The following is a 16,041-nucleotide window of genomic DNA, read 5'->3' as shown; positions in this document are numbered from 1 at the left end:
GGTCGCCCCCCCCGCGGCCCGCATCGCCCTTCCCGCCAATACGGCGGTGGCGGCGCAGGTGGTGAAGACGATGATGGGCTCCCACGCCGGGAAGCTCAGCCTCGCCCGCGTCTGGCGCGGCACCGTCACCGACGGCATGACCCTGGGTGGCGAACGGGTGTCCGGCATCTTCCAGCTTTTCGGCCGCGACCAGACCAAGGTGCCGCAGGCGGTCGTCGGCGACCTCGTGGCGCTCGGCCGGCTGGAGAAGGCGGCGACCGGCGACCGGCTGACCGAAAAGGCCAACCTCGGCCCGCCCGCCGACTGGCCGGCCGCCGCCCCGCCGGTGCACGGGTTGGCGCTGCGCGCCGAGAACCGCAACGACGAGGTGAAGCTGTCTGCCGCCCTGCAGAAGCTGCAGGAGGAGGACCCGTCCCTGACGCTCGACCAGTCGGCCGAGACCGGGGAACTGGTGCTGTGGGGCCAGGGCGACGTCCATCTGAAGCTGGCGATGGACCGGCTGCGCAGCCGCTTCAATGTGGCGGTGAAGGGCCAGCCGCCGCAGGTCCCCTATAAGGAAACGATCCGAAAGGGCACCAGCCATCACGCCCGCTTCAAGCGCCAGACCGGCGGCCACGGCCAGTTCGCCGACATCCATGTCGAGGTCCGGCCGCTGCCGCGTGGGTCGGGGGTCCAGTTCGAGGATGCGGTGGTCGGCGGCGCCGTGCCGCGCCAGTACATCCCGGCAGTGGAGGCCGGCGTGCGCGAGGCGGCGGTGCGCGGGCCGCTGGGCTTCCCGGTGGTCGACTTCGCGGTGACGCTGACCGGCGGCCAGTTCCACGCCGTCGACAGCTCCGACATGGCCTTCAAGACGGTGGCGCGGCAGGCGATGGCCGACTCGCTGCCGGCTTGCGAGCCGGTGCTGCTGGAACCGATCCTGACCGTCACAATCGCGGTGCCCAGCGCCTTCACGCCGAAGGTGCAGCGTCTGGTCAGCGGCCGGCGCGGCCAGCTGTTGGGTTTCGACGCGCGGCCGGGCTGGCCCGGCTGGGACGAGGTGAGGGCGTGCATGCCGCAGGCCGACATGCAGGATCTGATCGTGGAACTGCGGTCGCTGACCTTCGGCGTCGGCAGCTACAGCGCCGAGTTCGAACGGCTTCAGGAGGTGGTCGGCAAGGCGGCCGACCGGGCCGTGGAAATCCGCCGCGACATGCTGGCGGCGCAATAAACAGAGGAACGCTCCACCGCCCAACTGGCAGGCGGTGGAGCGGATCCGTACTTAGCCGATCTTCTGCTTGGCCATCGCGCCCAGACGCAGGCGGAGCGCGTTCAGCTTGATGAAGCCTTCCGCGTCCTTCTGGTTGTAGACGCTGTCCTGCTCGAAGGTCACATAGTCCATGCGGTACAGCGAGTTCGGCGACTTGCGGCCGACGACCGTGACGTTGCCCTTGAACAGCTTCAGACGGACGGTGCCGTTGACCAGCGATTGGGTCTGGTCGATCAGCGCCTGGATGGCCAGACGCTCCGGGCTCCACCAATAGCCGCAATAGATCAGCTCGGCGTAGCGCGGCATCAGCTCGTCCTTCAGGTGCCCGGCACCGCGGTCGAGGGTGATGCTCTCCATGGCGCGGTGCGCCACCAGCAGGATGCTGCCGCCCGGGGTCTCGTAGACGCCGCGCGACTTCATGCCGACATAGCGGTTCTCGACCAGATCGAGGCGGCCGATGCCGTTCTCGCCGCCCAGGCGGTTCAGCTCGGTCAGCAGGGCCGCCGGGGACAGTGCCTTGCCGTCGATGGCGACCGCGTCACCGTTCTTGAACTCGACCTCGATGTAGGTCGGGGTGTCCGGCGCCTTTTCCGGGGCGACGGAGCGGGTGTACATGTCCTCGTCCGGCTCGACCCACGGATCCTCCAGCGCCTTGCCCTCGTACGAGATGTGCAGGAGGTTGGCGTCGGTGGAGTAGGGGGCTTCGCCGCGCTTGTCCTTCGCGATCGGAATCTGGTTCTTCTCGGCGTAGTCCAGCAGCGTGGTGCGGCTGTTCAGGGTCCACTCGCGCCACGGCGCGATGACCGTGATGTCCGGGCGCAGGGCGTAATAGCCCAGCTCGAAACGGACCTGATCGTTGCCCTTGCCGGTGGCGCCGTGGGCGACGGCGTCGGCGCCGACCATGTTGGCGATCTCGATCTGGCGCTTGGCGATCAGCGGCCGGGCGATCGAGGTGCCGAGCAGGTAGGTGCCCTCATAGAGCGTGTTGGCGCGGAACATCGGGAAGACGAAGTCCCGCACGAATTCCTCGCGCAGGTCGTCGATGAAGATGTTTTCCGGCTTGATGCCCAGAAGCTCGGCCTTCTTGCGGGCGGGCTCCAACTCCTCGCCCTGGCCGAGGTCGGCGGTGAAGGTCACCACCTCGCAGGAATAGGTCTCCTGCAGCCACTTCAGGATGACCGAGGTGTCGAGGCCGCCCGAATAGGCGAGCACCACTTTCTTGATCTGTTTGCCGGACGCGCCGCTCATTGGACTGCTCTTGCAGTAGAGAAAGGTAAGGTCGCGACCGTACGGCCTTTCCCGCCCGCCTTCAAGCCCCCGTGCCCGGTTGGGTGCCATCCGGGCGGCCTTCCACTGTCCTATGGCGCATCGCCGTCGCGGCGAAGGCCAGACAGGCGCCGGCGGCGAAGAAGGCCAGCCCGTGCCGGGTCAGTTCCATCGCCGCCCCGGCCAGCACCGGCCCGGCCAGTGCGCCGACGCCCCACATCAGCCCCATGGCGGCATAGATCCCCACCAGTTCCGACCCCTGGAACCGGCTGCCGACGATGGCCAGCATGATGGTGTAGACGCCGACGAAGGCGCCGCCCCAAACGAACAGCAGCGCGTAGGTCGCGACCTCGCTCATCAGCGCGACCGGCCAGACCAGCGCCCCCAGCGCGGCGCAGACCGCCAGCCCGATCACCAGCGTCAGCCGGTCCATCTTGTCGCCCAGCCAGCCGATGGGAAGCTGCAGCAGGATGGCGCCGATCATCATGCAGGACATCAGGCTGGTCGCTCCCGTCTCCGACCAGCCGAGCTTGGTGGCGTAGATCGCCAGGAAGGACAGCCCGGCGGTCTCGATGGCGGCGTTCAGCACGATGGCGCCGATGGCGACCGGGGCCAGCCGGATGAAATGCAGCGGCCCCTCGCGCGACGGCCGCTCGAACTCCGGCGCCCGGATGCGGGGGGAGGCGACCAGCAGCGCCGCGGCTGCGGCGACGCCGGCGCCGGCCAGATAGGGCAGCGCCCCGCCGGACCCCAGCAGCGACAGCATCAGTGGACCCAGCGCGAAACCGGACGACAGCGCCGCGGTGTAGACCGCCATGGCACGGGCGCGGGTGCCCTCGCTGCTCAGGCTGTTGGTCCAGGTCTCCGACAGGACGAACAGGGTTTCCGACGCGGCCCCCAGCAGGATGCGCAGGGGAAACCAGATCCAGATCGGGGTGGCGGGAAACAGGGCCAGCAGCACCGCCGCCCCCGCCAGCGCCAGGATCACCAGCCGGCGGATGCCCAGACGCGCCACGCTCCGCGGCAGCAGCACCGCCATCGCCAGCACGCCCAGCGCATGCATCGCCGCGTTGGCGCCGATGGTCAGGTCGCTCAGGTTCTGCCGCGACAGATCCAGCGCGATCAGGGCGGCGCTGAGGCTGTAGGTCAGCCCGAACATCATCGCCGTGGCGATCACCGCGGCGCGCGACAGCAGGCCGCCGTCATCCGCTGTCGGCTCCGATGTCATGCCTGCTCCTTTTCCGGTAAGGTGGTGGGTATCGGTCATGACGGCTGCGTATCCGGCCGGCCATCCATGCTGCCGTCCATACCGGCTTCCGGCGAACGGGCGCTGCCGCGCAGCTGGCCGAGAAAGCCGCCGAGCCGGCGGTGCCAGGATCGGTCGGGGCGGTCGACGACGCGGGCCAAGGCCGCCGCGTAATCCAATACGAAACCCGGCGTCCAACTCATCGCATCGGCACGGCTGCGGATCAGGGAGGCGACCCAGATATCGGGATCCATCAGCAGGCGCAGCAGACGCACCCAGGGGAAGCGGCTGGCCAAGGCACCTTCCAGCGTCGCGTCCAATGCGGCGGCTACGACGACCGAACAATTCCGGTTGGACAGGTTGTAGGTGCTGTCCTGCCGGTATCCGGCCCAAAAGGCCCGCAGACGCCAGCGATCGTAGGTCCACAACTCCACGATCGAATCGGCGGGGCACCAGTCGGCGATCTCTTCCTCGTAGGACGGCAGGAAGCGTCCAGGCACGTCGTTTTCGGTGCCGCTGCGCAACGCGGTCACGAAGCTGACGCCGGACTGGTCGATCTCGTTGGCCGGATAGTGGCTGATATACAGGTCGGGCGCCAATTCCAATGCGGAGTGGCCGGTGGACACCACGCCGTTGCGGTCGATGGCGGCGATGTAGCGGTCGATCACCAGCCGCCTGTCCAGCGGCGCGGTGGCGGAGGCGACCGGGGTCCACACCCGCACCACCAGCGGCCGGTCGTGACGGCCGGCCGGCTCCGGACTGTCGCCCACCAGAACGGGGGCGTTGTCGTACCAGCCGCGGCCGGAAAAGATCGGCAGGTTGAGGATTGCCGCCTCGTCCTCCAGGTTGCGCAGCATCACCCCCAGCCGCAGCAGAAGCCAGCCCGACAGGCCGATGAACAGTCCGATGCACAGAGGCGTGTTGCGGTCGGAGGGCAGGGGCCATTCCGTCATCATCATCGCCGCCAGCGCCAGTTCCGCCAGCCCGCAGAGGATCAGGAGCCGCCAGTTCCGCACGCGGAACACCGCTGCGGCAGCCGCCCGGTTCGCCCCGTCGAGCGCCAGGACGATGGAGAGCGGCAAGGCCAGCGCCCAGCCGTTCAACAGCGGCGAGGCCAGCAGCAATCCGCCGGCAAGGATCGCCAGCACCGACCGTGCCAGGGCGAAACGCCGGTTTGCCCCCAAGGACGCGGACAGGGCCATCAGCAGGCTTACGACGCCGGCCGCCGTGAAGACCAGTCCCAGGAAGCTGTAGATCAGCTGGGTCAGTCCGACGGAGGCATTCAGTGCCAACGCCAGCCCCAACCCCATCGACAGCAGGCCGAGCACGGCGATCACATACCAGTGGGACCGAAAGGCCCGAGGGCCGATCAGCAGAAACGCAAGCTTCAGCATCGCATTGCCGGAATCGCGAGAAGCACGGATCTGTGCATCTCTCGACTGGTGAGCCTGTAACCGGTTGCTGTCAACGCTGGTATCGGTGCCGGATACCGGTCTGCCGACGCGATGATTACCGAACGATGCGGTCCGCTACTCGAACTTCTCGCCGGGATAGGTACCCCAGAAATCGGTGCGCTTCATCCAGCCGCGATAGCCCTTCACCTCGACCTCGCACCACTCGTCGCGGCACTTCTTCAGCGACCCGACGACGCCGGGCTCGGCGCGCGCCACCACGGCGCTGTCGCCGCGCGGCGACTCAAAGATCGCGCGGGTCTGGCCGACGATCAGGATGCCGCGGCGGCCGGACAGCGCGCTCTGGTGAACCCAGCCTTCAGCCCCCTCCCAGTCGCGGATGCGGCGCCAGGTGTCGAATTCCTGAATGATCTCCACCGGCATGTCCTTGCGCTTGAAGACCCATTCGATGGGATAGCTGCCGTTGGGGCCGGAGCGCAGGTTCACCTCGCCGACACGCACGGTGACGAAGCGGGGGATCGGCAGGCCCGACGCATGGGTCGGATCCTTGCTCTCCACGGCGAACGCCGCGCCCGCGCCCGGAATTGCACCGCCCGCGACAAGCCCCATGCCCACCCCCAGAACGAGGGCCAGGGAGGCGAGGACGGAGCGGCGGACAGGCATGGCGGCACCGAAGCTGACGAGGGAAAAACCGGGCCGCACTATAGAGACCACCCGTTCGATTGGGCAAGCGCCGCCACCCCCGATCCAAAGTTGTAATCTCCCTTCCGCAGGCCGGCCTTTCGCGACGGACTTCTGGACAGTCCCACGACCGCTTGGTATGGCAACCATGGACCGGAGCAGCCCGTGCCGGGACCTCGATGCGGGCGGGCCGGGGCAAGGGAGGACCAGCACCGATGACCGACAAGAAGAAGCCGCTCGTTGTCGTCACCCGCAAGCTGCCGGACGTCATCGAGACGCGGATGATGGAGCTGTTCGACACCCGGCTCAATCCGGACGACGTGCCGCTCACCCCGGCCCAGATGCAGGATGCGATGAACGTCGCCGAGGTGCTGGTGCCCACCGTCACCGACCGCATCGACCGCGCGCTGATCGAATCCGCCGGACCGCAGTTGCGGCTGATCGCCTCCTTCGGCACCGGCGTCGACCACATCGACCTGAAGGCGGCGCGCGAGCGCGGCATCGTCGTGACCAACACCCCCGGCGTCCTGACCGAGGACACCGCCGACATGACCATGGCGCTGCTGCTGGCCACCGCGCGCCGCGTGGCGGAGGGCGAGCGTCTGGTCCGCTCCGGCCAATGGACCGGCTGGGGGCCGACCACCATGCTGGGCCACCGCATCAGCGGCAAGCGGCTGGGCATCCTGGGCATGGGCCGCATCGGCTCGGCGCTGGCCAAGCGGGCGCGCGCCTTCGGCATGTCGATCCACTACCACAACCGCCGCCGCGTTCATCCGGAGCTGGAGCAGGAGCTGGAGGCGACCTACTGGTCCAGCCTGGACCAGATGCTGGCGCGGATGGACATCGTGTCGATCAACTGCCCGCACACGCCGGCCACCTATCACCTGCTGTCGGAACGCCGGCTGAAGCTGCTGCGTCCGCACTGCTACATCGTCAACACCTCGCGCGGCGAGGTGATCGACGAGGTGGCGCTGACCCGCATGCTGTCGAAGGGCGAGATCGCCGGCGCCGGCCTGGACGTGTTCGAGCATGAGCCGGCGGTCAACCCGAAGCTCCTGCGGCTGGACAATGTCGTCCTGCTGCCGCACATGGGCTCCGCCACCATCGAGGGCCGCATCGACATGGGCGAGAAGGTGGTGATCAACATCAAGACCTTCACCGACGGCCACGCCCCGCCCGACCGCGTGCTGGAGGCGCTGCTGTAAGGGACGGAGGGAGCAAGCGGCGCCTTATAGGTCGTCATTCCCGCGAAGGCGGGAATCCAGCTAGCCCTTTGATTTTCCTGATGAGTTGCCTGGATCCCCGCCTTCGCGGGGATGACGGCTTCAACGAAGACGTGGCCGTTGTCGTAGGCTGGCCTGGGACCGCTCAGGATGCGGAGGCTTCCAGTGCGGCGTCCTCCCGCGTCGGTACATCCTGCAATGCCGCCTCCAGCCTTGCCTTGGCGGCGGCGGCCAGTTCCTCGTCGGCCTGGATGCGGGCCATGTCCTCCGGCGCGACGGCACCGGCGGCGATCACCAGCTCGGCGAAATCGGACAGATAGACGCTGCCCTTCACGGTGCGCTGGACCAGCACGTTGCGCTTGTCCTCCGCATCGCGCTTGCGCTTGACGAAGCCCAGCACCGACAGGCGGTCGAGCGCGCGGGTCACCGCCGGCTTGGAAATGTTCAGCAGGGATGCCAGACCGCGCACCGTATGCGGCGGGTCGGTCAGATAGACCTGGAGAAGGATCGCCAACTGCCGCGCCGACAGGTCCGGCGCGTCCTTGCGGACGCTGGCGACCAGCGCGGTGCGCCACAACCCGAGCGCCTTGAGGTTCCGTGCCATGCCTCCCCCCGGAAAGCCGTGCCCGGTTCCGCAACCGCAGCACGCGCCGCGAAGTGTCGCCTACCCGAACGATGCAGGCAAGACTTTCGCGTTCCCGGGAGAAGGTACGGCGCCCGGATCGGTCTATTTCCCCTCGCGCTTCAGCACCACCGGCTTGGCCGTGCCGGTGACCAGCAGATTGCCGCCGGCGAGCGGGACGATGGTCAGGCTGCCGCCGGCCGACACCGGAGCAAGGCTGACTGCTTGGCGGGCGGCATTCGGGGCGGGCTTGACGTCCTTCGGCACCTCCTTGGGGTCGAAAGGCGCGTCCTCCCCCTGGCCGGCGACGTCATAGCCGCCGCACTCGCTGCCGACGCAGATGGAGGTCTCGTCGATGCGCGCCTTTCCGGCGGGACCGGTGAAGGGCGTATCCTCGGACCCGCCGCCGCTCCAGCTCCAATTGCCGCGCAGCCAGTCGGGGAGGCGGGTGTCCTTCTGGAGTTCCAGATTGTCGGTGATCAGGCCGACGCTGCCGCTCAGCCCCTGCGCGGCCACCGCCTCGGCCGCCCGGCGGGCCTCCGGCTTGGCCATGCCGTAGCGGGCGGCGATCTGCGGCGTCCAGGCGGTCACCGCCGCGTCCACCGCCTTGCGCAGGCGATCGCCCCAGCCGGGCGCGATCCAGCGCGGGTTGGACCAGCCGGCAGTGTCCTTCACCAGCGTTGCCAGTTCCGGCGCATCGGCGACGAACAGCCGCGGATCGACCGCCGACTTCATGCGGTCGATGCCCATCTGGCGGTAGGCAGCGAAGCGGATGGTGCCGGTGCGGTTGGAGGCCGCCTCCAGCATCGGCGCGAACAGGTCGTCCACCGCCTTCCAGTCCGGGGAGGCGAGCAGGGCGTTGTCATCGGGGCAGGAGGGATAGGCGCCGAAATTGTCGCGGCTGCTGCCATAGAGAGGCTCCATCGCCTTCCAGGCCGCCGCCCCCCGCTTTTCCATCACCGAACAGGGCCACGCCATTTCCACATCGTCGCTGACGACGCGGAGTGCGGTGAGAAAGCCGTCGTCGGTGGCGAGATCGACGCCGGAGGCGGTTTCACGGGCATAGGAATCATCGATGCCCGCGATGGCCTCGCGCAGCAGCGCCTCGGCCCTGGTGCGGTCGGGGGAAGGACTGAAGCGCAGCAGGTAAGCGTTCCATCCCTTGCCCAGCCCGCCGCGGATCTCGGCCAGCCGCTTGGCGGCACCGGCCGGGTCGGCGGCGATGCCGTCGATGATGGAGGTCAGCGCGGCGACCGCCTTGGGCACCGACTCGGACAGGGCTGTGCGCCGGGCGTCCAGCACCGGGCCAAGGCAGGTGCCGGGGGAGGGCGCCGCCGCACACTGGTTGCGCTGTGCCAGCCATGCCCGCTGCTCCGTGCGCAGCCGCTCGCGGTCGGCGGTGCCCGACAGATCCTGCAAGGTTTTGTAGGCGTCGGCGATCTCGCGATCCGCATCGGCCAGTTTGGGATCGGCACAGATCGCCTTTTCGACCGGCGTGGCGGCCGCCTTGCAATCGAAGGACGGCTCGGCCCGCGCGGTGCCGACCGTGCCGGTCATGAGAACCGCGGTCACTAAGGCCAGTGCCGCGCTGGCCGGCGACAGGCGGAAGGATGGTCCCATGTTGGCCATCATGTCTCCCTTGGATCGTGATCCGCGGAAGATACGGAATCGGCGGCCGCTTGTCCTCTGCGGCTCCGGCATTTCAGAGAAACGCCAATCAGAGAAACGCCACTGTGATCGCTGCGAAGTGGCAGCTGGCGGCGGCCAGCACCAGCAGGTGCCAGACCGCGTTGTTGTAGGGCATCCGCTCCATCAGGTGGAAGACGACGCCGATGGTGTAGACCAGCCCGCCGGCGATCAGCAGCCACAGGGCGGGGGCCGACAATGCCGTGCCCAAGGGTTCCAGCGCGGTGACGACCGCCCAGCCGAGCCCGAGATAGAGCGCCAGCCCCAGCCTGTTGAAACGGCCCGGAAAGCGCAGCTTCAACGCGGCGCCGAAGGCGGCCCCGCCCCACACGGCGCCGCCCAGCCCTATCCCCTGGCCCAGCCCCAACGTGAAGGGCGTGTAGGTGCCGGCGATCATCACGAAGATCATGGCATGGTCGATCCGCCGCAGCAGCGCCTTGCCCAGGCCGGGCGGGGCGAGGTTGTAGGCGGCGGACGCCGTCAGCATCCCCACCAGCCCCAATCCGTAGATGGTCAGCGCCAGCGCCGTGTGGACCGGAACCGCGCCGGAGAACACGCCGGCGTTCAGCAGCCAGACGAAGCCGGCGACACCCGCCGTTACCCCAATGGCATGAACGGCCGCATCCGCCCGCCGTTCGGCGGCGCTGTAGACGGGAAACTGATCGGCATCCGGCATCGGCACACCATCTCGGTCGACGCAAGGAGGATGGCCGCCGGAACGGGGCCTGCGTCGAACATGGTGTGCCGGCCGCGGCGGCGCCACCGGTCCTGTCCGATGGTCGGACCCCGGCGGCCGGTGCTTCGGCGAACCGCTTATGCGGGATAGATCTTATGCGGGACGGATCGGGTGGTTATTCCGCCGCGAAGGCCACGGCTGCGGGCGCGCGGTGGCGGGGCATCGGCTCCGACAGGCTGGCGGCCTTGCGGAAATAGCACAGCGCATAGACGCGGACGCAGCCGGTGAGATTGTCGCAGTCCTGGCGTTCGGCATCGATCTTCGACACCAGTTCGCTCATCGTCATGTTCTCGCGGGCGCAGATTTCCTCGAGCGACTCCCACTCCACCGGCATCAGCTTCATGCTGGTCCGCTTGCCGTTCACCCTGATATTGCGCATGTGCATGGGGGAGCCCTCCGTTGCCGATGCATAAATGGGTATGTGAAACGGCGGGATGCGTGCTGTGAAGTTTTTCACAGGGAATGGGGGCCTGTCGGGTGGAGTTCTATCAAACGGACAAGCGGGTACCACGGAATCGGAGGTCGACATGACACAAAGCGACGCCTTGCGGGCAATCATAAACGAAGCCGCATCAGCACGTTCAGCCCTGTGCGAGAACGAACTGGTGATCCGGCTGGACAATATCCTCGCCCTTGCTCGGGCGGCGCTGGAGGAGCAGGAACCGGACGAAATGCCGCAGTCGCCCACCGGCGCATCTGCGACAATTGGTCACCAGCAGTCATAAATCCGCACAACTTCGCCGCCCTGCGGATTGCTTAACGGAGTAACCTTTTCGGAGTACGCCACCGCCGTGCCGGACATCGAGACGCTTGGCACGGCCGGTGGAGGACTCCTCGAAATGACATGGGGCTTCTCCCAAAATGACCTTCCCCACTCCGACCTGCATTCTCCGCGGCACATACGTCCGTTCCATGTTCGGCGACGTGCCTGTCGAAAGCCTGAAGATCGGCGATCTGATCCAGTCGTCTGTGACCGGCGAGTTCCGTTCGATCCGCTGGATCGGCCGGCGCCTGCTGGCGGGGTCGTCCTTCGACACCGAGCATCTGCGCAAGGTTCACCTGCCGGTCAGGATCGCCCGGGGCGCCATCGCCCAAGGATTGCCCGCCCGCGACCTCTACATCTCCCCCGGCCATGCCCTGCTGATCGGCGACTATGGTGTCTCGGCCCGCCTGCTGATCAACGGTTCGTCGATCCGGCAAGTCGATGCGATGGAGGAGATCGAATATTTCCACATCGAACTCGACAGCCATGACGGCATGTATGCCGAGGGGCTGCCGGTCGAGACCTATCTCGAAGCGGACAACCGCCAGGCCTACGACAATGCCGCCGAGTACGAGGCGCTGTATCCGGGAGACGATCCGCGCGTTCAGGAACCCTGCGTGAAGATCGACATTCCGCTGGCGGCGCTGGAGCGGATTCGCACCAATGTGAACAAGCGCGCCGAGCAGATCGAACTGGTTGAGACTGTTTGAGGGGCAGGCTGTCGAGCATGAACAGGGGGCCGTCCCATGGGGCGGCCCTTTGTGCGTCGACACCTTGGCCGTGACCTGTCCGTCGCCGTAGGGTAGCGGAAATGCGGTTTGACCGTTCCCCCTGAGTTCCCCCAGCCCCTGCGCACATAAAAAAACCGCCGCTAACCCGTTGGATTAGCGGCGAGTTGAACAGGGAGGCTTCACGTCTGGGAGACGCTGGGTCCGAGGACCCAACCCCGGAGGGGAGACCTCCGGGACGAAACATCGGATGCTGCGTCGCAACATCCAACGATCAAAATTTGACCATTCTGCTGCCAACTTTCCAGGCACAAATATATAAATCTACCATGCAAGACTCGCATGGCTTCAAAATATCCTTAGGAAGCTAATAAAAATGCCGAAATCGACGATGCCGCTCCGCAAAGTCGGAAGGACATCGTCGATTTCGGCAATTCTCTTACGGGATCACTGAAAATTGTTTGAGGTCAGAACGGAGTTTCTGCCACTTTTTTAACCAGGAAGTCGCGGAAGACCGCGATGCGCTTGGAATGGCGCAATTCTTCGGCATAGACGAAGTAGGCGTCGACCTTCGGCCCGTCGACGTCCGGCAGGATCCGGGTCACGTCCTTGGAGAAGCTGTCGACCAGGAAGTCCGGCAGCGCGCCGATGCCGAGCCCGCTCTCCACCGCGCGATAGATGGCGTAGACGCTGTTGACCTGCAGGATCGGCTTCCGGTTGGGCGAAGGGTCGCCGACCTCCATGATCCAGTTGACGTTCGGAATCGGCGCCCGCACGTCGGGCGGATAGGTGATCAGGTCGTGATTGTCCAACTCGGCCGCCGTCTTGGGCGTGCCCTTCTTCTTCAGGTAGCTCTGGCTGGCATAGAGGTGGAAGCGGATCGACATCAGGTGCCGCTGGATCAGGTCCGGCTGGCGCGGCGTGTTCATGCGGATGGCGATGTCCGCCTCCCGCATCGCCAGGTCCAGCTCGTCGTCGTCGATCAGCAGCGTCAGCTGGATGTCGGGGTAGATCGACATGAACTCGTTGATGCGCGGCGTCAGCCAGGTCGATCCGAAGGCGACGGTCGTCGTCACCCGCAGCGGTCCCTTGGGATGCTCCCGGCTTTCGGTCAGCATCGCCTCGGTCATCGACAGCTTGGCGAACACGTCGCGGGCGGTGCGGTGAAGCAACTCGCCCTGTTCGGTCAGGATCAGCCCGCGGGCGTGGCGGTGAAACAGCGGAACGCCCAGGCTTTCCTCGAGCGCGCTGATCTGGCGGCTGACCGCCGACTGGCTGAGGTTCAACGTCTCGCCGGCATGCGTGAAGCTGCCGGCTTCGGCCACCGCGTGGAATACCCGCAGCTTGTCCCAATCCATCATGCTGTCCCGCCCCGATGCGCAGCCGCCCGGAGCCTCCCGTTTATCTTGAGGACGGCGCATGGCCGCCATGCATGTTTATAGCGGGAACGCGCCCGGAACGCACGCGCTAGTAAAAGCGACTCGCACGAAAATTAATCATGATCGCCGGAATTATTCTCATCCGAAGTCACAGCGATCCGGGCATATCCGTATAATGGATAGGGGTGTTTGCGATGCTCGGAAATGGGACGGCGGCCATTCGCCCCCAACTTTGCTAATCCGCGGCGTCGGTCAGGGCGGCGGCCTTGACCGTCGCGTTGCGGGCGGCGTCACGCTGCGTTTCGGGGCGCGTTTCCGGGCGGGCGCTGCCGATATGCCCGCTGATCTCGTCACCGGCATCGGCGGGCAGGCGCCAGAAGGGCAGGCTGGAGGCGCAGGCCATCAGCCCCACCGTCAGGAAGGCGGGAACGAAGGTGGCGGGGGTCAGGGCGCCGCCGCTCCACTGGGTGGTCAGGTGCAGCGCGGTGGCGCCGACGGCGACGCCCAGGCTCAGCGACAGCTGCTGCATCACGCTGGCCAACGTGTTGGCGCGGCTGGTCATCGGCTGCGGCACCTCGGCATAGCTCAGCGTGTTCATCCCGGTGAACTGCAGCGAGCGGAAGAAGCCGCCCACCAGCAGCGCGCCCAGGATCACCAGATGCGGCGTGTCGGGGCGGAAGGCGCCGTAGCTGGCCAGGATCGCGCCGCTGACCAGCGAATTGAGGGTCAGCACCAGACGGAAGCCGAAGCGGCGCAGGATCGGGCCGGCCAGCGCCTTCATGGTCAGCGCCCCCGCCGCCCCGGCAAAGGTGAGCGCCCCCGACTCGAAGGCGGTCAGGCCGAAACCGATCTGCAGCATCACCGGCATCAGGAAGGGCACCGCGCCGTTGCCGATGCGGAACAGCGTGCCGCCCAGGACCGAGGCGCGGTAGGTCGGCAGCCGGAACAGCGACGGGTCCAGCACCGGCCGCACCACCCGGCGGGCATGGCGCAGGTAGGCCAGTGTCGCCAGCAGGGCCACCGCCAGCAGGATCGCCACCGCGCTGGCCGGCAGCAGGTCGCGCCCGATATTCTCGAAGCCGAACATGAAGGCGGCCAGCGCGGTGGCGCTCCACAGGAAGCCGCGGGCGTCGAAGGGGTCGCGCTGCTCCTCCTTCAGGTTGGGGATCAGCGCCAGCACCAGGGCGATGCCGATCAGCCCAATCGGCACGTTGATGAAGAAGATCCAGCGCCAGGAGGCATAGGTGGTGATCGCGCCACCCACCAGCGGCCCCAGCGCCGGCCCGATCAGTGCCGGCAGGGTCATCCGCGCCATCGCCGTCACCAGCTGGTCCTTCGGCACCGTGCGCAGCAGGATCAGCCGGCCGACCGGGACCATCATCGCGCCGCCGATGCCCTGGAGAATGCGGGCAGCCACCAGCTCCACCAGCCCGTTCGACAGGCCGCAGGCGATCGACCCCGCCATGAAGACGGCGATGGCACTGGCGAAGACGGTGCGGGCGCCATAGCGGTCGGCCGCCCAGCCGCTGACCGGCAGGAACACCGCCAGCGCCAGCATGTAGGAGGTCATCGCCAGACTGAGCCGCAGGGGATCCTCGCCCATCGACTGCGCGATCCCCGGCAACGCGGTGGCGATCACCGTCGAGTCGAGGTTCTCCATGAACAGGGCGCAGGCGATGATCAGCGGGGTGACGCGCGACATGACGGACCGTCAGGCAGGGAACGGAGCCCTACGAATGTGAGACGTTCCGCCGCATTGACCATCGCACATGCGAAAGCCCTGCCATGCGTAAGCGCGGTCGGAGGTTGGCTGCTTCTTGGAAAGCGCGGGATCGGCGGGCAAGGTCGACACGGATTTCACGGATGTGGCGTTGCCCAGGTCCTTGCCTGTTGGGAACGGCCGGAACCTCCCCACGCTCAAGAAAAATCCGTGTAATCCGTGCCCAAATCCGTGCAATCCGTGTGAATCTTGTGAACCGCAGCCGAACTCCCCCAGGATCAACGCCCGGTAAACACCGGCTTCCGCTTCTCCAGGAAAGCGCGGTAACCCTCGCGGAAATCCTCGGTGCCGAAGCAGCGGTAGCATTCGGCGATTTCGGCCTCGGTCAGCGGCGCCGGGTCGGACAGGCGGCGGACATAGCGCTTGTGCAGGGTGGCGGCCAGCGGTGCGCCGGCGGCGATGCGCTGGACGGTGGCGGCGACCTCCGCCTCGAAGCCCTCGTCCGCGACGACCCGGTGGACGAGGTTCTTGTCCTTGGCCTCCGCCGCACCGAAGACGCGGCCTTCCAGCAGGATCTCCAGCGCGGCCGGGCCGCCGGCGACGTCGGCGACCAGCTTCAGCTCCGTCGGACCCATGGAGATGCCGAGCCGGCTGACCGGCACGCCGAAGCGGCTGCTCTCCGAACAGACCCTGAGGTCGCAGGCCAGCGCCACCGCCAGCCCGATGCCGCAGCAGGGGCCGTCGATGGCGGCCAGAACCGGTTGGCGCAAGGCACGCAATCCATCCAGCCCCTCGTCCATCAGGTCGCCGTAGCTGGCGCCCTGTTCGGGGCTGTTGCGCTCGCTCTCGAATTCCGAGATGTCGGCGCCGGGGGAAAAGGTGCGCGACCCGTTGGAGCCGGGGCCGCCGCGCATCACGACGACGCGGGTTCCCTCGTCGGCCTCAAGCGCTGTCAGGTGGCCGATCAGGGCATGCCACATCGGCTTGTCGAAGGCGTTCAGCTTGTCCGGGTTGGACAGGGTCAGGGTCGCGACCGCTCCATCGCGGGTCAGAGTGATGGTGCCGGCCATGCCGCACTCTCCATCCGTTGCCGTATGGTTGCGTACCATAGCGCGCCTCCGCCGGGACGCAAGCCACCCGGTGCCGCAGCGCAGCAGGGGAGGGGAAAGCCGTCGCGAAAAAAGTGAGGGGAGGGTGAATTTTCCTCTTGCGGCGGAGGCCGCGTTTCCGTAGAAAGCGGCTCCCGGACGACGGGAGCGCGGGCGTAGCTCAGGGGTAGAGCACAACCTTGCCAAGGTTGGGGTCGAGGGTTCGAATCCCTTCGCCCGCTCCA

The 16,041-nt window shown here is 67.2% G+C and carries 15 protein-coding genes and 1 tRNA gene; 5 read left to right on the top strand and 11 right to left on the bottom strand.

Annotated features, from left to right (window positions below):
* A partial coding sequence (locus TSO5_RS29075; RefSeq protein WP_109154869.1) for an elongation factor G occupies positions 1 to 1,207 on the top strand: 1,207 nt, incomplete at its 5' end.
* Between the two features lie 51 nt (positions 1,208 to 1,258).
* Here the strand turns inward: TSO5_RS29075 and TSO5_RS29070 are convergent.
* The 4 genes from TSO5_RS29070 to TSO5_RS29055 all read right to left on the bottom strand — a co-directional run bounded on the left by TSO5_RS29070 (position 1,259) and on the right by TSO5_RS29055 (position 5,833).
* Positions 1,259 to 2,494, bottom strand: a complete 1,236-nt coding sequence (locus TSO5_RS29070; protein WP_109075188.1) for an argininosuccinate synthase — start codon at positions 2,492 to 2,494, stop codon at positions 1,259 to 1,261.
* Positions 2,495 to 2,555: 61 nt separating this feature from the next.
* The gene (locus TSO5_RS29065; protein WP_109154868.1) at positions 2,556 to 3,740 is read right to left on the bottom strand and encodes an MFS transporter; all 1,185 of its coding nucleotides are present in this window, start codon (positions 3,738 to 3,740) and stop codon (positions 2,556 to 2,558) included.
* Positions 3,741 to 3,775: 35 nt separating this feature from the next.
* Positions 3,776 to 5,152 carry a protease gene (locus TSO5_RS29060; protein ID WP_109154867.1) on the bottom strand — a complete coding sequence of 459 codons (1,377 nt, stop codon included), beginning with the start codon at positions 5,150 to 5,152 and terminating at the stop codon, positions 3,776 to 3,778.
* A gap of 135 nt (positions 5,153 to 5,287) precedes the next feature.
* A complete protein-coding gene (locus TSO5_RS29055) occupies positions 5,288 to 5,833 on the bottom strand; it encodes an SH3 domain-containing protein (protein WP_199231053.1) in 546 nt (181 codons plus the stop codon).
* Positions 5,834 to 6,066: 233 nt separating this feature from the next.
* Here TSO5_RS29055 and TSO5_RS29050 point away from each other — a divergent pair, with 233 nt between their 5' ends.
* On the top strand, positions 6,067 to 7,056 hold the full coding sequence (locus TSO5_RS29050; RefSeq protein WP_109154866.1) for a D-glycerate dehydrogenase: 990 nt from the start codon (positions 6,067 to 6,069) through the stop codon (positions 7,054 to 7,056).
* Positions 7,057 to 7,219: 163 nt separating this feature from the next.
* Here TSO5_RS29050 and TSO5_RS29045 read toward each other — a convergent pair whose 3' ends face one another.
* From TSO5_RS29045 to TSO5_RS29030, 4 genes are all read right to left on the bottom strand, one after another.
* The gene (locus TSO5_RS29045) at positions 7,220 to 7,678 is read right to left on the bottom strand and encodes a MarR family transcriptional regulator (protein ID WP_109154865.1); all 459 of its coding nucleotides are present in this window, start codon (positions 7,676 to 7,678) and stop codon (positions 7,220 to 7,222) included.
* Between the two features lie 123 nt (positions 7,679 to 7,801).
* Complete coding sequence (locus tag TSO5_RS29040) at positions 7,802 to 9,328, bottom strand: lysozyme inhibitor LprI family protein (protein ID WP_109154864.1); 1,527 nt, start codon at positions 9,326 to 9,328, stop codon at positions 7,802 to 7,804.
* A gap of 85 nt (positions 9,329 to 9,413) precedes the next feature.
* Complete coding sequence (locus TSO5_RS29035; RefSeq protein ID WP_247871016.1) at positions 9,414 to 10,058, bottom strand: hemolysin III family protein; 645 nt, start codon at positions 10,056 to 10,058, stop codon at positions 9,414 to 9,416.
* A gap of 175 nt (positions 10,059 to 10,233) precedes the next feature.
* Positions 10,234 to 10,503, bottom strand: coding sequence for a ribbon-helix-helix domain-containing protein (locus tag TSO5_RS29030; protein ID WP_085090410.1), 270 nt, complete (start codon positions 10,501 to 10,503; stop codon positions 10,234 to 10,236).
* 142 nt (positions 10,504 to 10,645) lie between these two features.
* On the opposite strand from TSO5_RS29030, the gene TSO5_RS29025 reads away from it, so the two are divergent.
* Together TSO5_RS29025 and TSO5_RS29020 are read left to right on the top strand one after the other, a co-directional pair.
* On the top strand, positions 10,646 to 10,843 hold the full coding sequence (locus tag TSO5_RS29025; protein WP_109154862.1) for a hypothetical protein: 198 nt from the start codon (positions 10,646 to 10,648) through the stop codon (positions 10,841 to 10,843).
* A 136-nt stretch (positions 10,844 to 10,979) separates the two neighbouring features.
* Complete coding sequence (locus TSO5_RS29020; RefSeq protein WP_109154861.1) at positions 10,980 to 11,591, top strand: Hint domain-containing protein; 612 nt, start codon at positions 10,980 to 10,982, stop codon at positions 11,589 to 11,591.
* A 485-nt stretch (positions 11,592 to 12,076) separates the two neighbouring features.
* On the opposite strand, the gene TSO5_RS29015 is transcribed toward TSO5_RS29020, so the two are convergent.
* The 3 genes from TSO5_RS29015 to TSO5_RS29005 all read right to left on the bottom strand — a co-directional run bounded on the left by TSO5_RS29015 (position 12,077) and on the right by TSO5_RS29005 (position 15,778).
* A complete protein-coding gene (locus TSO5_RS29015; protein ID WP_109075197.1) occupies positions 12,077 to 12,967 on the bottom strand; it encodes a LysR family transcriptional regulator in 891 nt (296 codons plus the stop codon).
* 256 nt (positions 12,968 to 13,223) lie between these two features.
* Entirely contained in the window at positions 13,224 to 14,690 is a 1,467-nt protein-coding gene (locus TSO5_RS29010) for a DHA2 family efflux MFS transporter permease subunit (RefSeq protein ID WP_109154860.1), read from the bottom strand.
* A gap of 296 nt (positions 14,691 to 14,986) precedes the next feature.
* Positions 14,987 to 15,778, bottom strand: coding sequence for an enoyl-CoA hydratase-related protein (locus TSO5_RS29005; RefSeq protein WP_109154859.1), 792 nt, complete (start codon positions 15,776 to 15,778; stop codon positions 14,987 to 14,989).
* A 188-nt stretch (positions 15,779 to 15,966) separates the two neighbouring features.
* Here TSO5_RS29005 and TSO5_RS29000 point away from each other — a divergent pair.
* Positions 15,967 to 16,041 (top strand) — tRNA-Gly (locus TSO5_RS29000).

Source organism: Azospirillum sp. TSO5, from assembly GCF_003116065.1.
GTDB lineage: Bacteria > Pseudomonadota > Alphaproteobacteria > Azospirillales > Azospirillaceae > Azospirillum.
The sequence above is the reverse complement of the archived record's forward strand: the minus strand, read 5'-3'. Positions and strand labels throughout refer to the sequence as shown.

Bases quoted from the DNA above. Each gene is read 5' to 3' on its own strand.
- TSO5_RS29060 (WP_109154867.1), bottom strand. From the start codon at position 5,152: ATGCTGAAGCTTGCGTTTCTGCTGATCGGCCCTCGGGCCTTTCGGTCC.
- TSO5_RS29005 (WP_109154859.1), bottom strand. From the start codon at position 15,778: ATGGCCGGCACCATCACTCTGACCCGCGATGGAGCGGTCGCGACCCTG.
- TSO5_RS29040 (WP_109154864.1), bottom strand. From the start codon at position 9,328: ATGATGGCCAACATGGGACCATCCTTCCGCCTGTCGCCGGCCAGCGCG.
- TSO5_RS29055 (WP_199231053.1), bottom strand. From the start codon at position 5,833: ATGCCTGTCCGCCGCTCCGTCCTCGCCTCCCTGGCCCTCGTTCTGGGG.
- TSO5_RS29010 (WP_109154860.1), bottom strand. From the start codon at position 14,690: ATGTCGCGCGTCACCCCGCTGATCATCGCCTGCGCCCTGTTCATGGAG.
- TSO5_RS29025 (WP_109154862.1), top strand. From the start codon at position 10,646: ATGACACAAAGCGACGCCTTGCGGGCAATCATAAACGAAGCCGCATCA.
- TSO5_RS29030 (WP_085090410.1), bottom strand. From the start codon at position 10,503: ATGCACATGCGCAATATCAGGGTGAACGGCAAGCGGACCAGCATGAAG.
- TSO5_RS29020 (WP_109154861.1), top strand. From the start codon at position 10,980: ATGACCTTCCCCACTCCGACCTGCATTCTCCGCGGCACATACGTCCGT.
- TSO5_RS29015 (WP_109075197.1), bottom strand. From the start codon at position 12,967: ATGGATTGGGACAAGCTGCGGGTATTCCACGCGGTGGCCGAAGCCGGC.
- TSO5_RS29070 (WP_109075188.1), bottom strand. From the start codon at position 2,494: ATGAGCGGCGCGTCCGGCAAACAGATCAAGAAAGTGGTGCTCGCCTAT.
- TSO5_RS29035 (WP_247871016.1), bottom strand. From the start codon at position 10,058: ATGCCGGATGCCGATCAGTTTCCCGTCTACAGCGCCGCCGAACGGCGG.
- TSO5_RS29065 (WP_109154868.1), bottom strand. From the start codon at position 3,740: ATGACATCGGAGCCGACAGCGGATGACGGCGGCCTGCTGTCGCGCGCC.
- TSO5_RS29050 (WP_109154866.1), top strand. From the start codon at position 6,067: ATGACCGACAAGAAGAAGCCGCTCGTTGTCGTCACCCGCAAGCTGCCG.
- TSO5_RS29045 (WP_109154865.1), bottom strand. From the start codon at position 7,678: ATGGCACGGAACCTCAAGGCGCTCGGGTTGTGGCGCACCGCGCTGGTC.